Origin of the sequence: Staphylococcus sp. HMSC068G11, from assembly GCF_001815825.1 — a bacterium.
In the GTDB taxonomy this organism is placed as follows: domain Bacteria; phylum Bacillota; class Bacilli; order Staphylococcales; family Staphylococcaceae; genus Staphylococcus; species Staphylococcus epidermidis.
Genome location: NZ_KV822063.1, coordinates 1 through 15304, shown reverse-complemented (window position 1 = coordinate 15304; position 15304 = coordinate 1). Strand labels below are relative to the sequence as shown.

Sequence of the window (15304 nt, the reverse complement as noted above, 5' to 3'; positions counted from 1 at the left end):
AAAGTGACATACTGTGTAACATGACCTTACCTAATTTTGCTTTTTAAAAAAACACTCATTATGATGTTTTTAAAGGAAGTGGTAAGTATGAATATGAATGATACAATATTTCTATTTTTATGTACTCTATTAGTATGGTTAATGACACCAGGTTTAAGCCTTTTTTATGGGGGACTCGTACAATCAAAAAATGCTTTAAATACTGTAATGCAAAGTATGGTTGCCATTGTCATTGTCACATTTATATGGATAATGATTGGTTTCTCTTTAAGTTTTGATGGAGGTAATCAATGGATAGGTGGTTTGAAATTTTTGGGTCTTCATCATGTTGGTTTTGAAACTTCAAAAACTTTGAGTCCTCATATCCCTCTCTCATTATTTATGTTGTTTCAAATGATGTTTTGTACAATTGCGGTATCTATTTTATCAGGTTCGATAGCCGAGAAAATGAGATTCATTCCTTATCTGATTTTTGTGAGTTTATGGGTTCTATTAATTTATAGCCCTGTTGCCCACTGGGTATGGGGTAGTGGTTGGATTAGTAAAATTGGAGCAATAGATTATGCGGGTGGAACAGTAGTTCATATAACATCAGGTGTATCTGGTTTGGTTCTTGGGATAATGATAGGTATAGGTAAAAAGAAAGAAAAACATACTCCCCATAATCTATTAATTACACTTATAGGTGGTATATTAGTATGGTTAGGATGGTATGGATTTAATGTGGGCAGTGCATTTACATTCGATCACATAGCCATGATATCGTTTGTGAATACAGTTATTGGTGCAAGTGCAGGTGCTTTCGGTTGGTTAATCTTTGAATATATCTTGAAAAAGACTACAAGCTTACTAGGTCTTTTATCTGGAGCACTCTCTGGTCTTGTCGCTATTACACCAGCAGCAGGATACGTCAGCTATATGAGTGCTATGATTATTGCAATAATTGGTGGCATAGGTTGCTATATCGTTATAAATTTAATCAAAGTAAAACTCCAATATAATGATGCACTTGATGCATTTGGTATTCATGGTGTAGGTGGTATCTTAGGAGCCGTGTTTACAGGAGTTTTTCAATCACATCAAATTAATAGTGCGGTGCAGAATGGTTTTATCTATACAGGTGATTTTAAAATAGTAGTTATTCAACTTGGCGCGGCAATTGCGACTGTCGTTTTTAGCGCAATAGTCACATTTTTGATTGCTAGATTTATTAAAATTTTTACTCCTTTAGCTACAACTCAAGAAGAAGATAAAACCGGACTCGATGTTATAGTACACGGTGAGAAAGCATATTTCTATGGAGAGCTAAATAAGTTTAATCGTCATATTAAGTTTTAAAATTATATAAATGACAATCACCTAACACGTCAATTTATTTAATCGTATTCTAAACAATAATTTCAACTATTTAAAGCGTTGGTTCATATGATAAAATAAAAAGAAATGATGGATGACGTGATAGGTGATTTTTTATGAAAAATATATCAGATATAGCAAAACTAGCTGGAGTATCGAAAAGTACTGTTTCACGCTTTTTAAATAATGGATCTGTAAGTCCAGCAACAAAAGAAAAAATAACTAAAATAATAGAAGAAAATAATTATCAACCTAATCAATTTGCACAAAGCTTAAGAGCTCGACGTACCAATTTGATTGGAGCAATTATTCCACGTATGAATTCATACGCTGTTGATGAAACAATTAAGGGCTTGGTACACCAATGTAGTAAACATCGATATCAGTTATTATTAAATTACACAGGATTAGAAATAGACGGTGAAATTTCGGCACTAAAAACATTATCACGTAGTAAAGTTGATGGAATCGTGCTAATGGCAACACATATTACTGAAGCGCATATTGAAGTCATTGAGAAAATAGATGTTCCTGTCATTATAGTAGGACAAGAACATGATCAACTATATAGTATATATCACGATGATTATGAAGCTGGATATAAAATTGGAGTACTCATTGGTGAAAAAGGATGTCGAAATGTACATTTCTTTGGTGTAAGTGAAGAAGATATTGCAGTTGGTGTTCAACGTAAGCTGGGAGTTATTCAAGCGCTGAATGATTATCACATAAGTCCGAAAATTTATGAGACAACATTTAAGCATGAACAAGCTTTTAAAGATGTAAGTCAGCAACTTAAAAGAGTACATCATGCTGATGCGATAGTTGGAGCAACTGATACCATTGCTTTTGCAATCCATAAATATTGCTCTGATCATCAACAAAGGTTTTACAATTGTTCAATATATGGATTTGGTGGAGACCCTATGACTCAAATAGTATCACCTGTCATTCAAACGGTTAGCTATAATTACTTTGAAGCAGGAGAGCAAGCATTAAAAGAAATTAACCAACTATTAAAAGGTGAACAAACAGCATTAAAAATAAAAATTCCTATCCAATTGAATTAACATGCACAACAAGCTTGTTTTAGTTAAAATGGAACCGATACCACATATAATGATAATTGCTAATCAAATTGGTATAATTATTGTGAAAACATAGTTAAATGAAATAATTAATTATATGTTGACTGGTATCAATTGGATATTAATAAGCCTGAATTTAAACATATCAAACAGTGACATTATTAACATATTTCTCTAAATCAATATGTTAGAATAATAGAGTTATTAATATATAAATAATTGTAGTAGGAGGAAGAACATAGTGGAGTGGACTCGTGAAGAGAGATACCAACGTATTGAGGATGTTGATAAAACATATCTTGAGCAACTGAAACACCAAGTGGATACATCTTTATATAGACAAACATTTCATATCCAACCTGAAATGGGTTTATTGAATGATCCAAACGGACTCATTTATTATGAAGGATACTACTATATTTCACATCAATGGTTTCCGTTAGGTGCTGTGCACGGTTTAAAATATTGGTTTAATTATAAAAGCAAAGATTTATTACATTTTGAACCTCAAGGAACACTTCTTAAACCTGATACTAAGTATGATAGTCATGGCGTATATAGTGGAAGTGCTTTTGAATATCAAAATCACCTTTATTATATGTATACAGGTAATCATCGTGATCAACATTGGAATAGAATTTCCAGTCAAATGATTGCCAGAATGAACAAAGACGGAAAAATAGAGAAGTTTCCTAAACCTGTGATTTATGGACAACCTGAAGGGTATACAAGTCATTTCAGGGATCCCAAGGTATTTGAAAAAAATAATCAACTGTACGCTATTCTAGGTGCTCAAAATGAAAATGAGTTGGGGCGTTTACTTTTATATCGTAGTCAAGATGTTGTTGATTGGCATTTTGAGGGTGAGATTAAAACTAGTCTGACACAATTTGGTTATATGTGGGAGTGCCCTGATTATTTTAGACTAGGCAATAAAGATGTCATACTCATGTGTCCACAAGGTGTTGAAGCTGAAGGAGATAAATTTAGAAATATCTATCAATCAGGGTTTATGATAGGAGATTTAAACTTTAATAATCTATTTTTCGACCATGAAAGTTTTCAAGAATTGGATAATGGTTTTGATTTCTACGCGCCACAAACGTTTATTGATGCAGAAGGGCAACGCATTTTAATAGGATGGATGGGACTTCCAGATACAGAGTATCCTACAGATAAAGAGGGGTGGGCACATTGCCTTACTATTCCTCGAGTGCTTACCATTGAAAATGGAAAACTTAAGCAACGACCTTTTAAGCAGTTAGAAGATTTAAGAACAAATAAAGAAACAGCTTTGGGATATGCTAATAAATTCAAACGTAAATTACATCCATATGAGGGTAAACAGTATGAGATGATTATAGATATATTAGAAAATGATGCTTCAGAAATATATTTTGAATTGCGTAGCTCTCGATCTGAATCTACATTGATTACTTATAATAAACATGAAAATAAACTCACTTTAGATCGTACCGATAGTGGGAAACTACCATCAAATGTCGATGGAACAACGCGTTCTACCATTTTAGACTCACCATTAAAACAGTTACAAATTTTTGTAGATACATCTAGTATCGAAATATTTTGTAATGATGGTGAGCGTGTTTTAACCTCACGTATTTTCCCAAATGAGGATGCTACTGGTATAAAAGCTTCGACTGAATCTGGTCAAGTATATTTAAAATTCACTAAATATGAATTAAAAGGGTGATTTATAATGAGACGTCTATTTGCCATTGGAGAGGCATTAATTGATTTCATACCACACGTAACACATTCAAAATTAAAAGATGTTGAACAATTTAGTCGACAAGTTGGAGGCGCACCGTGTAACGTAGCGGCTACAGTAAGTAAATTAGGTGGAAAATCAGAAATGATAACACAGCTAGGAAATGACGCGTTTGGTGATATCATTGTAGAAACAATTGAACAACTTGGCGTAGGTACGCAATATATTAAGCGAACTAATAAAGCAAATACTGCGTTGGCATTTGTTAGCCTTCAAGATGATGGTCAAAGAGATTTCTCATTTTATCGTAAACCTTCTGCAGATATGTTATATCAACCTGAAAATATTGATAATATTCAAGTATTTCAAGACGATATTTTACATTTTTGTTCTGTAGATTTAATAGAGAGTGACATGAAATATGCCCATGAGAAAATGATTGAAAAATTCGAGTCAGTAGGTGGTACCATTGTTTTTGATCCTAATGTACGCTTACCTTTATGGGAAGATAAACTCGAATGTCAACGTACAATTAATGCGTTCATACCTAAAGCACATATTGTTAAAATATCTGATGAAGAATTATTATTTATTACTGGTAAGAAGAATGAAGATGAAGCAATTCAATCTTTATTTAGAGGTCAAGTTAATGTAGTGATTTATACGCAAGGAGCACAAGGTGCAACTATTTTTACCAAAGATAATTATCGTATTCATCATGAGGGGTATCAAGTACAAGCAATTGATACAACTGGTGCTGGTGACGCATTTATAGGTGCTATTATTTATTGCATACTCGAGTCTCAGCATTCTGAATGTAAAGATTTATTTAGGGAAAAAGGGAAGGATATACTAGCGTTTAGTAATCGTGTTGCAGCACTTACAACAACGAAACATGGTGCTATTGAAAGTTTGCCAACAAAAGAAGAAATAAAAGACTATTATTGATTTAAAATATAAGAAATAAGTAAAACACCCATCTCTACAATTTCATATCGTAAAGATGGGTGTTTCATTATATTTTTTTAACATTACGTACTGAAGCGAAACAATTTTCGCCATTCTTAAAATAAACAATACGTTCTTTTGAATCAATAGATTCAATGTTATGCCTGTTTATCACAAAACTGTTATGACATCTAAAGAAACGTTCATCAAGCTGTGCTAATTCCTTTAAATTTCCATAAAATTCAATTTGTCGATTATCAAGATGTGCGATGAGTCTATGAGATTTCGTAGATGATTCAAAAAACATAATATCATCATATTGAACGTATACTGAATTACTTCCACGTTTTAACTCAATCGTATCTACATTACTTTCTTTAGATAATAATTTGAGTCGTGTATGTGCTGTTTCAAGACAATCTATGATTCTCATTTTTAATTCAGATGGATCATCCTTAAAAATAAAATCCATAGCAGCCACTTTATAAACAAACGTCAAATAAGTCAGTTCACTGTGGCTGGTTACAAATATAATATTACCAACAGGATCATGTTTACGAATTTCACTGGCTAATTTAATACCGTTCATATCAGCTTCTAATTGAATATCAAGGAAGTAACAACCAATGTCATTAAGTTCTTTTGATTGCTCTAAGACCTCATAAGGATCATTTGTTGCTAAAGCTAACTCCATTGGCTTTTCTTCAATCATTATGTAGTTTTTAATGATTGATACCATATGTTCTCTTTGTCTTTGATCATCTTCACAAACAAAAATTTTCATTTAATTCTACACATCCTTATGATTCCTTATTATTTATTTCGACTTTTTGTACAAAGTAACCATTTTCGATGACAGTTTCTAATAAAACATTCTCGTTTGAGTCTGTCAGTTCTTTTAAAGTTGATAAACCTAAACCGCGATTATCGCCTTTGGTAGAAAAACCTTGTTCAAATAACTCATGAATTTTAGGAATATCTTCACTACATTTATTCATAACGATAAAAGTGACAGATTCATCATTATCAATGAATGCGATATTGATGAGTGGTTCTTCAAGATTTTCTGAAGCTTCAATAGCATTATCAGTTATAATACCGATAATACGACTAAGCTCAACAGTATTCATATCGATACGATCAATTTCATCAGGAACCTCAATACTAATTGGAATACGTTTTTCTTGAGCTTGAATAATTTTAGTAGTAATGAGCCCTTTAATTTCTCTCACTTTCAATTTTTCAATACCATTCATTTTAATAGAGCGAGTTTTTAATTTATCTTTCATTGGCACGATATGTTCATCAAAATATTTACGTAATCCAGGCATATCATCTTCTCTTATGTAATCTGAAAGAGTGGTGAGAATATTCACATAATCATGTCGGAACTTACGCATTTCATTGTTAATGCTTTCTATACGTAACGTGTACTCATAATATGCTTCGATTTCTTGTAGCTTACGTTTATATTTCATTTCACGTAGTGCGAAAGCCGATAACAATAATATAACCAAACTCAAAAATACGATAACAGAAACAAAAATGATGGCATAAAATTTCAAACTATTATTTTCTTGTAAATTAGTTTGTGAAATTATATAGAAGTATATAAAAGCAATAGCTAATACAAAAGAAATAATAAAGTAATATCTTTTGCTTATATATAAATAAATATACCTAAGCTTAATTAATAAGTGTTTAAATAAATGTGCCAAAATTAAAGATAAAATGACATAAATTAATAAATGAAAGATAGTAAATAAATAAATGTTATGTATTATATCTTCAGTATATAAAGAGATGACTACTGTAATAAAATTTGTTAAATATGACAACAAAGTGCTCATTAACACTATAACTATAGAATACCATCTGACTTTTGAATAGAAGAAAATTATAATCATTAATACTACAAGTACAAGTGCTTGGCTTGAATAAACATTATATAATATTGCAGAAAGGATTATAATTCCAGTAATGAAAATATAATCCTTTCTTACAAATTTAATATTAGCAATAGTTTTTATAACCCAAACCAAAAGAAATATCTGTATAGCTGCAAATGATAAAAAGTTAAGCTCATCCAATTGAATACACTCTTTCTACTAAATTCTACTCATCTAGTTTAGTTAATTCTTCTGGCACTTGTGGCTCATCGAGATAACTAGCACAAGGGTTGTATTTTGCTGCGTTACCAATTACTGCCATAAAGTTAGAAAATAATTTTAAAAGTAAGCCACCTAATAAATTCATATCTGTTAATCCTCCTTAGGAAAAAATATTGGTAAAAGTGTAATAGACTCTATTACAACACCCGAGATTACAATTTTTTTGAATACTTCTTCTAGTGTTAAAGCGATTGTTATGATTATGATAAAACTTAATATGGAGAGTACTTTTTTCTTCTTAAGTAAATGTTTAGGTATAGGTTGTTTCTTTGTTGCAGCCGGTGCAAAAGATATTACTAATAAAAAACTAATTATGGCTAAAAAATAAAATATATTTGTACTAAGAGGAAAATGTAGCACTAGCCAAGGTATAAATATAAAATAAAGAATATTTTGTATATGACATTGAAGAGATGTTTTAGCATGTGCACCATGAGCAAATAGTCTTAATAGAAAGTAACTAATATGAGTTAAAAATGTAAAAATGAGCAAATCAAAAAAATAAGATATTCCATATAGAACCACTGTTTTTTCAATATTACCAGCAACGACCTGCATCCCTAAACGAACTTTTAGAAACTGAATGTGATCTAGGTTATTTTTACGTTGTAAAAATTGAGCAAATTGCTCAATTTTTTTATCGATGATTTTCACTTGTTTTCTACTCTCCTCAAGTGTCATTATACAATTTTGCGCAACATTTTTTAGAAAACATGCCTAACTGTTAAAAAAATATACCTAAGTGTTTTAATTAAGTGCTATTAGATATTTTACCATATTTAGTTTTACAGTTGAGTACTAAATATTGCTATTTACGAAATTTTAATCTTTAAATGGAAAAATCATGTTTTAATAGACTCATATCACAGAGATGTGATTGAAAGATAGTTGAAAAATTTGCTTAATCTAGTCGAGTGAATGTTAAATTCATTCGTATCCATTACCTTAATTCGAAAGGAGTGAAGTTATAATGGCAGCAGATATCATTTCTACAATCGGTGATTTAGTAAAATGGATTATCGATACAGTTAATAAATTCAAAAAATAATTTTTGAATGAGTCTATTGTAACTTTTGTAACTTTGTTTTCTTCGTATAATTAATACTATTAGTGAGTTGTTGAGCCATCCCGACTTAATAATTTACTAATATAAACTAAGCAAGTGAGAAGCATTTGCTAGTAGCTGTAGTTTCCTTGGACTCAGTGTTACGTATTATTCTTAGCTACCTTAAATAGGTAATTATTTCTAGCATGTAAGCTATCGTAAACAACATTCAATTTATCATGTTAAATAGATAAATTCACTAAAATTTTTTCATAATTAATAACATCCCCAAAAAATAGATTGAAAAAATAACTGTAAAAACATTCCCTTAATAATAAGTTATCAAGCCGTGAGTCTCTCCCAAGCTCACGGCTTTAACTATGCTATTTATAAAGATGTGGTTTTAGATTTTTGAAAACTGGAATATATTCTCTTTGTTGATCTACTAAGTCTATGTCGATATGTGTTGTTAGTACACCTTCTTTATCATCTAAATGGCCTAAAATTTCACCATTAGGATTAATGACAATTGAATTTCCAGCATAACTGGTGTGACCATCATCACCACAACTATTACAAGCTACAATAAAAATATCATTTTCGATTGCTCTCGCTTTTAGTAATGATAACCAATGATCTAGTCTTGAGTTAGGCCACTGTGCTACATAAAAAGCAATTTTAGCACCTTTTCTAGCTGGATAGCGTAATATCTCTGGAAATCGTAAGTCATAACAAATGATTTGTGTAACAAGTGTTTGATCAGATAAATAAAAAGGTTCAGGGACTACATGTCCACCACATAAAAATTCTGGTTCACGTAACATTGGCACGAGATGTATTTTGTCATATTCATTAATCAATTCTCCGTTTTTATTGATTGCAAAAGCAGTATTATATATATGATTTTCTCTTATATTTGAAACTGAACCTGCAATGATATCCACATTAAATGTATGTGCTAAATCTTTTATAAAGAGAGAACTGTCTTTAAGATTTTTATCAGCTTTTTGTTCTAATTCTTCTAAAGCATAACCGTTATTCCACATTTCTGGAAGCACGACGACACTGGTATCTTTATCTAAATATTGCTTAAACTTAGTTTTGATATTTTGCATATTTTTTTCAACATTTCCACGTTCTACATTGAATTGAAGTATTTGGATTTTCAATATATTCACCCGCCTGTCATTTTAGTTATAAGATACTAAAATTGCCAGTTAAAGGCAAAATTTCATTTAAAATATCTAAAATTTAATCATGTTAATCTATACATACAACTATATTGAACTAACATAAATTTTGAAATTTTGTTAGGCTTAGGGTGAAGCTTTAGCTTACATCTAATTATCAAGTACTAATTAAAATAAAAAATTTCATGAATTCTGTTGTTTACAAATAGTTACTTTTACGTTTCAACTTTATTAATATTAATTTTCAATAATCATATTTAAATGCAAAATGCTTAGTTTTTTTATATACTTGAAATAACAAAAGATTGTAATGGGGAGGTGGTTGAATCTATGAAAAAGTTTAACATTAAACATTCATTTATGCTTACGGGCTTTGCGTTCATGGTAACTACATCATTATTCAGTCACCAAGCACATGCTGAGGGTAGTCATCCTATTGACATTAATTTTTCTAAAGACCAGATTGATAAGAATACAGCTAAGAGCAATACTATCAATGAAGTGAATGACACTAGTCGCACAGGAAATAGTATGAATTCGGATAATGATTTAGACACAGATATCGTTTCAGATAGTGATTCAGATTCAGACATTGACACATATTTAGATAGTGATTCAGATTCAGATGGTGACTCAGATTCAGGTAGTGATTCAGGTGCAGACAGTGATTCCGATTCAGATAGTGATTCGGAATCAGATAGTAACACAGATTCAGACAGTGACTCTGACTCAGATAGTGACTCAGATGCAGACAGTGATTCAGACTCAGATAGCGACTCAGGTGCAGACAGTGACTCGGATTCAGATAGTGACTCAGATGCAGACAGTGACTCAGATGCAGACAGCGACTCAGACGCAGACAGTGATTCGGATTCAGATAGCGGCTCGGATTCAGATAGTGATTCCGATTCAGACAGTGACTCGGATAGTGATTCAGACTCTGATACAAGTTCAGGTAAGGGTTCACATACCGGAAAAAAACCTGGTAATACTAAAGGAAATACAAATAGACCTTCTCAAAGTCATACGAATCAACCCCAAAGGCCTAAATACAATCAAACAAATCAAAACAATATAGACCATAATATTAATCATACACGTACTAATGGAGACGGTGCGCCATATAAACCTCGACAAAATATTATTCATTCTAGCTCAGGTCATAGAAATCAAAATAATATAAATCAATTTATATGGAATAAAAATGGCTTTTTTAAATCTCAAAATAATATCGAACATAGAATGAATAGTAGTGATAATACCAATTCATTAATTAGCAGATTTAGACAATTAGCAACGGGTGCCTATAAGTACAATCCGTTTTTGATTAATCAAGTAAAAAATTTGAATCAATTAGATGGAAAGGTGACAGATAGTGACATTTATAGCTTGTTTAGAAAGCAATCATTTAGAGGAAATGAATATTTAAATTCATTACAAAAAGGGACAAGCTATTTCAGATTTCAATATTTTAATCCACTTAATTCTAGTAAATACTATGAAAATTTAGACGATCAGGTTTTAGCTTTAATTACAGGAGAAATTGGCTCAATGCCAGAACTTAAAAAACCTACGGATAAAGAAGATAAAAATCACAGCGCCTTCAAAAACCATAGTGCAGATGAAATAACAACAAATAATGACGAACACTCCAAAGATTATGATAAGAAAAAGAAAATGCATCGAAGTCTTTTATCATTAAGTATTGCAATAATTGGAATTTTTCTAGGAGTCACTGGACTATATATCTTTAGAAGAAAAGGATAATAAAATAAGCATCTCGCCATGTATGATAATTAATTTATACATGATGAGATGCTTTTATTTTTAAAATATAAAATGGAATATAAATGTTGCTTGTTCTTGCAATTTTTTAATAGAATCTCCACCTATAACTTGAGTTAATACAACCGAACCATTCATAAGCATGTGTATACCTATTGGCACTGCAATTCGTTTTGTATAAACATAAGCAAGTGAGAAAATGACTCCCATTCCAAAATATACTGGTATAAATTTGAAGTCATTATGTGCTAAAGCGAATATTAGAGAGCTTACTACAGATGCAATGATAAAGCTTACCACACGTGATCCTTTTATAAAGTTATACAATTCTCCGAAGATAACTTTACGAAAAACGTATTCCTCTAAAATGGGACCTACGATGGATATTAAAACGATAAATATCGGCATTTGCTTAGCAATAGCCATTAACCTTTCGGTGTTCGGACTTCTTTGGGGACTTCCATTGATGGCAAATAAAATTATACTGATGATGATTTGGTAAATCATCACAATACAAAATCCTAATAGAACCCAGGCGATAATATATCTTTTAGGTTCCTTATGTCCTTGTTCTAATTGAGTAGGATTTTTAATGGTTGCTTGCATGAAAATGATTAACAATGCAGCGATGATGAAGATAGATACTTGCATGATAATCATTGTTTGGGCAGTTTGCATTTTAGACATATCTCCAAGTAAATGGCTACCTAAAACCAAACCAGGTAATATTTGAGCTAAACCGTAGAATAGAACGGTTAATAGGGATACCCATAACCTTTTCATAATTTCCCTCCATCTATATATGTATATTATATATTTTATCGTAAATAAAGGTTAAGTACAAAATTAATAGTCCTTATTGCTTGATATATTGACCAATTTTGATTAATATTAAAAACAGATTAGCACTCTATATATCAAAGTGCTAAATCACATGTAAATGAAGGAGGAACAATCATGCTTAAACCATTAGGAAATCGTGTGATTATTGAGAAGAAAGAGCAAGAACAAACAACTAAAAGTGGCATCGTTTTAACAGATAGCGCTAAAGAAAAATCAAATGAAGGTGTGATCATTGCAGTTGGACAAGGTCGTTTATTAGACAATGGCACACAAGTTGCTCCTCAAGTCAGTGAAGGTGACACAATCGTCTTCCAACAATACGCAGGTACTGAAGTGAAACGTGGCGACAAAACATATTTAATTTTAAATGAAGAAGATATATTAGCTATTATAGAATAAAGTGCGAATTTTAAATATTAATTAAATGATTTAATAAGTGGAGGTTGTTTAGACTATGGCAAAAGATCTTAAATTCTCTGAAGACGCACGTCAAGCAATGTTACGTGGCGTTGATAAATTAGCAAACGCTGTAAAGGTTACAATTGGACCTAAAGGACGAAATGTTGTTCTAGATAAGGATTATACAACACCTTTAATTACAAACGACGGTGTAACAATTGCTAAGGAAATAGAGTTAGAAGATCCATATGAGAATATGGGTGCAAAATTAGTGCAGGAAGTTGCGAATAAAACAAATGAAATTGCTGGGGACGGTACTACTACAGCAACAGTATTAGCGCAATCAATGATTCAGGAAGGTCTTAAGAATGTTACAAGTGGTGCAAATCCTGTAGGCTTAAGACAAGGTATTGACAAAGCAGTGCAAGTGGCTATAGAAGCGCTTCATGAGATTTCTCAAAAGGTTGAAAATAAGAACGAAATAGCGCAAGTTGGAGCTATTTCAGCAGCAGATGAAGAAATAGGACGCTACATTTCTGAAGCAATGGATAAAGTAGGTAACGATGGCGTTATCACAATTGAAGAATCAAATGGATTTAATACAGAATTAGAAGTAGTTGAAGGAATGCAATTTGATCGCGGTTATCAATCACCATATATGGTAACTGACTCAGATAAAATGATAGCTGAATTAGAACGTCCATATATATTAGTAACGGATAAGAAAATTTCATCATTCCAAGATATTCTTCCATTATTAGAACAAGTTGTGCAGTCTAGTCGACCAATTTTAATTGTTGCGGATGAAGTAGAAGGTGATGCGCTTACTAATATTGTTTTAAACCGTATGCGCGGAACATTTACTGCTGTAGCAGTTAAAGCTCCAGGATTTGGTGATCGACGTAAAGCAATGTTAGAAGACCTAGCAATATTAACTGGTGCTCAAGTCATTACTGATGATTTAGGTTTAGAACTTAAAGATGCATCTCTTGATATGCTAGGTACTGCAAATAAAGTTGAAGTGACTAAAGATCACACAACAGTCGTAGATGGTAATGGTGATGAAAATAATATTGATGCTCGTGTAGGTCAAATTAAAGCGCAAATTGAAGAAACTGATTCAGAGTTTGATAAAGAAAAATTACAGGAACGCTTAGCAAAACTAGCTGGTGGCGTAGCTGTTATCAAAGTAGGGGCTGCAAGTGAAACAGAACTTAAAGAACGTAAACTAAGAATTGAAGACGCATTAAATTCAACACGTGCGGCGGTGGAAGAAGGTATCGTTGCTGGTGGTGGTACTGCGTTAGTCAATATATATCAAAAAGTAAGTGAAATTAAAGCAGAAGGTGATGTTGAAACAGGTGTTAATATTGTTTTACAAGCATTACAAGCACCAGTTAGACAAATTGCTGAAAATGCAGGATTAGAGGGTTCAATTATTGTTGAACGTTTAAAACATGCAGAAGCGGGCGTTGGTTTCAATGCAGCAACAAATGAATGGGTTAATATGTTAGAAGAAGGTATAGTAGATCCAACTAAAGTAACTCGTTCAGCGTTACAACATGCAGCAAGTGTAGCTGCTATGTTCTTAACAACTGAAGCAGTCGTTGCTAGTATTCCGGAGCCAGAAAATAATGAACAACCTGGAATGGGTGGCATGCCAGGTATGATGTAGATATTTTATTGATTTTAGCCTTCAATATAAATATTTAATTTAAATTACTAACAAGCTTCTTAAAAGTTGAATAGACTTTTGAGAGGCTTTTTTAGGTATGAGCTAAAATTATCGTAATTACTAAAAACGTCAGATATATCACTATATAGTAAAGTTATAATGTTTAGTCAGTAAAGCTCTGAGAAATCAAGGATTTTAATACAGTTATAAAAGTGTTATCTCAATGTTGAAAGTAATAAAAAGTCTTTAGTATTATTCGGTAATTTTAAATTGTAAAAAATTAAAATACATGATATATTATAAATTAAATAACGTATTGTGTATGTTTTTCGATTATACTCACACTGTAAATCAGTATCATAGGCATATGATATCGAAGTTTAATTTAAATCAAAAATTAGGAGGCACATACAACTATGAAAGACATCAAACCTAATAATTCGAAATTAATACAAACATATTTAAGTAAGAAAACTTTAAGATATGGTACAGCAAGTGCATTAACATTGGCACTCTATTTATTTAACAGTAACGTAACTGTGTATGCGGATGAAAATACTGCAAATCAAGGAACATCACCAAAAACTTCACAGACAGCACCTACAAATAATAATGAAAATACAGATGCAACAGCCGTAACAACAGATCAAAATAATAATGATGAAGAAGAATACGATGCGTCATATGAACTACCAATTCTTTATGTAACTGTCTGGCTAGATGATCAAGGAAATATTATTAAAGATGCTGTGGAAGATGCTAAAACCCCTGCTTCAGAAAGGCAACCGGTGAAAATTCCTGGGTACCAACATTATAGAACTTCTGTGAGTGACGGAATTACTAAGTTTATTTATCGTAAAATTAGCACTGCACAATCACCTATGGTTGAAAATAATCAACAAGATAATAATACAAATGAAGTTGTTGAAACAACCAATCAAAATAAAGATGAAGTGAATGGAAAAGAACAAAATCAAGCAAATACTTCGGTAACAAATACACAAATTACCAAAAACGAGAAAGACGAAGACACAAAAACACCGAAAAAAGACAAAGAAGAGAAAATCACAAA

General features: G+C 31.7%; 14 protein-coding genes and 1 pseudogene. 9 read left to right on the top strand and 6 right to left on the bottom strand.

Going from position 1 to position 15304, the window contains the following annotated elements; genetic code table 11:
• Nucleotides 1-87 precede the first annotated feature (87 nt).
• The 4 genes from HMPREF3058_RS02820 to HMPREF3058_RS02805 all read left to right on the top strand — a co-directional run bounded on the left by HMPREF3058_RS02820 (nt 88) and on the right by HMPREF3058_RS02805 (nt 5124).
• A complete protein-coding gene (locus HMPREF3058_RS02820; protein WP_002499508.1) occupies nt 88-1338 on the top strand; it encodes an ammonium transporter in 1251 nt (416 codons plus the stop codon).
• Between the two features lie 134 nt (nt 1339-1472).
• Nucleotides 1473-2426 carry a LacI family DNA-binding transcriptional regulator gene (locus tag HMPREF3058_RS02815; protein WP_002491544.1) on the top strand — a complete coding sequence of 318 codons (954 nt, stop codon included), beginning with the start codon at nt 1473-1475 and terminating at the stop codon, nt 2424-2426.
• 259 nt (nt 2427-2685) lie between these two features.
• Nucleotides 2686-4158: a sucrose-6-phosphate hydrolase gene (locus tag HMPREF3058_RS02810; protein ID WP_002491534.1), complete on the top strand. Its 1473-nt coding sequence runs from the start codon at nt 2686-2688 to the stop codon at nt 4156-4158.
• 6 nt (nt 4159-4164) lie between these two features.
• Nucleotides 4165-5124, top strand: a complete 960-nt coding sequence (locus HMPREF3058_RS02805) for a carbohydrate kinase family protein (RefSeq protein WP_002499509.1) — start codon at nt 4165-4167, stop codon at nt 5122-5124.
• 67 nt (nt 5125-5191) lie between these two features.
• Here HMPREF3058_RS02805 and agrA read toward each other — a convergent pair whose 3' ends face one another.
• From agrA to HMPREF3058_RS02785, 4 genes are read right to left on the bottom strand one after another with little or no spacing between them, the layout of a single operon-like run.
• Complete coding sequence (agrA, locus tag HMPREF3058_RS02800) at nt 5192-5908, bottom strand: quorum-sensing response regulator AgrA (RefSeq protein WP_001829999.1); 717 nt, start codon at nt 5906-5908, stop codon at nt 5192-5194.
• A gap of 16 nt (nt 5909-5924) precedes the next feature.
• Complete coding sequence (gene agrC, locus HMPREF3058_RS02795; protein ID WP_002499510.1) at nt 5925-7214, bottom strand: quorum-sensing sensor histidine kinase AgrC; 1290 nt, start codon at nt 7212-7214, stop codon at nt 5925-5927.
• A 25-nt stretch (nt 7215-7239) separates the two neighbouring features.
• Nucleotides 7240-7380: a cyclic lactone autoinducer peptide AgrD gene (agrD, locus tag HMPREF3058_RS02790; RefSeq protein WP_002468352.1), complete on the bottom strand. Its 141-nt coding sequence runs from the start codon at nt 7378-7380 to the stop codon at nt 7240-7242.
• A gap of 5 nt (nt 7381-7385) precedes the next feature.
• The gene (locus tag HMPREF3058_RS02785; RefSeq protein ID WP_002491536.1) at nt 7386-7949 is read right to left on the bottom strand and encodes an accessory gene regulator AgrB; all 564 of its coding nucleotides are present in this window, start codon (nt 7947-7949) and stop codon (nt 7386-7388) included.
• A 316-nt stretch (nt 7950-8265) separates the two neighbouring features.
• Between HMPREF3058_RS02785 and hld the strand changes: the two genes are divergently transcribed.
• Nucleotides 8266-8343, top strand: a complete 78-nt coding sequence (hld, locus tag HMPREF3058_RS11565) for a delta-hemolysin (protein ID WP_002494082.1) — start codon at nt 8266-8268, stop codon at nt 8341-8343.
• Nucleotides 8344-8723: 380 nt separating this feature from the next.
• Here the strand turns inward: hld and HMPREF3058_RS02780 are convergent, their stop codons facing one another.
• The gene (locus tag HMPREF3058_RS02780; RefSeq protein ID WP_002491490.1) at nt 8724-9509 is read right to left on the bottom strand and encodes a carbon-nitrogen family hydrolase; all 786 of its coding nucleotides are present in this window, start codon (nt 9507-9509) and stop codon (nt 8724-8726) included.
• 351 nt (nt 9510-9860) lie between these two features.
• On the opposite strand from HMPREF3058_RS02780, the gene sdrH reads away from it, so the two are divergent.
• The gene (gene sdrH, locus HMPREF3058_RS02775; protein WP_002502145.1) at nt 9861-11297 is read left to right on the top strand and encodes an MSCRAMM-like protein SdrH; all 1437 of its coding nucleotides are present in this window, start codon (nt 9861-9863) and stop codon (nt 11295-11297) included.
• Between the two features lie 60 nt (nt 11298-11357).
• Here sdrH and mroQ read toward each other — a convergent pair whose 3' ends face one another.
• Nucleotides 11358-12098, bottom strand: coding sequence for an intramembrane glutamic endopeptidase MroQ (gene mroQ / locus HMPREF3058_RS02770; RefSeq protein ID WP_002491526.1), 741 nt, complete (start codon nt 12096-12098; stop codon nt 11358-11360).
• 174 nt (nt 12099-12272) lie between these two features.
• Here mroQ and groES point away from each other — a divergent pair, with 174 nt between their 5' ends.
• From groES to HMPREF3058_RS02755, 3 genes and pseudogenes are all read left to right on the top strand, one after another.
• On the top strand, nt 12273-12557 hold the full coding sequence (gene groES, locus HMPREF3058_RS02765; protein WP_001830378.1) for a co-chaperone GroES: 285 nt from the start codon (nt 12273-12275) through the stop codon (nt 12555-12557).
• A 55-nt stretch (nt 12558-12612) separates the two neighbouring features.
• Nucleotides 12613-14232, top strand: coding sequence for a chaperonin GroEL (gene groL, locus HMPREF3058_RS02760; RefSeq protein WP_002447508.1), 1620 nt, complete (start codon nt 12613-12615; stop codon nt 14230-14232).
• 416 nt (nt 14233-14648) lie between these two features.
• Nucleotides 14649-15304, top strand: a pseudogene (locus HMPREF3058_RS02755) (cell surface protein); the annotation flags it as partial.